Origin of the sequence: Streptococcus pseudopneumoniae (assembly GCF_001072375.1) — a bacterium.
Lineage (GTDB): Bacteria > Bacillota > Bacilli > Lactobacillales > Streptococcaceae > Streptococcus > Streptococcus pseudopneumoniae_L.
The window spans coordinates 1-489 of the sequence record NZ_JVKV01000098.1; the positions used below are offsets into that span (position 1 = coordinate 1).

Sequence of the window (489 nt, forward strand, 5' to 3'; positions counted from 1 at the left end):
CGAAGGTGAATCTTTGGTTCAACCAGAATCCCCAGCTTACACAGATGAGATTAGTGCCAAAGGCACCCAAGAAGAGGGTCACCAAGGTGAGTCTCTAGTTCAACCAGAATTGCCAGCCTACACCGGCGAGCTTACAGCCAAAGGTACTCAAGAAGAAGGCCACGAAGGCGAATCCCTGGTTCAACCAGAATTGCCAGCCTACACCGGTGATCTTACAGCTAAAGGCACCCAAGAAGAGGGTCACCAAGGTGAATCTCTAGTTCAACCAGAATCCCCAGCTTATACAGGCGAGATTAGTGCCAAAGGCACCCAAGAAGAAGGCCACGAAGGTGAATCTCTAGTTCAACCAGAGTTGCCAGCCTACACGGGTGAGCTTACAGCCAAAGGCACGCAAGAAGAAGGCCACGAAGGCGAATCTTTGGTTCAACCAGAGTTGCCAGCTTACACCGGCGAGATTACAGCTAAAGGCACGCAAGAAGAAGGCCACGA

The 489-nt window shown here is 51.3% G+C and carries 1 protein-coding gene; it reads left to right on the top strand.

What is annotated here, in order from left to right; all coding sequences use genetic code 11:
• On the top strand, positions 1–489 hold a 489-nt coding region (locus ADH31_RS07645; RefSeq protein WP_049509939.1), incomplete at both ends, for a hypothetical protein.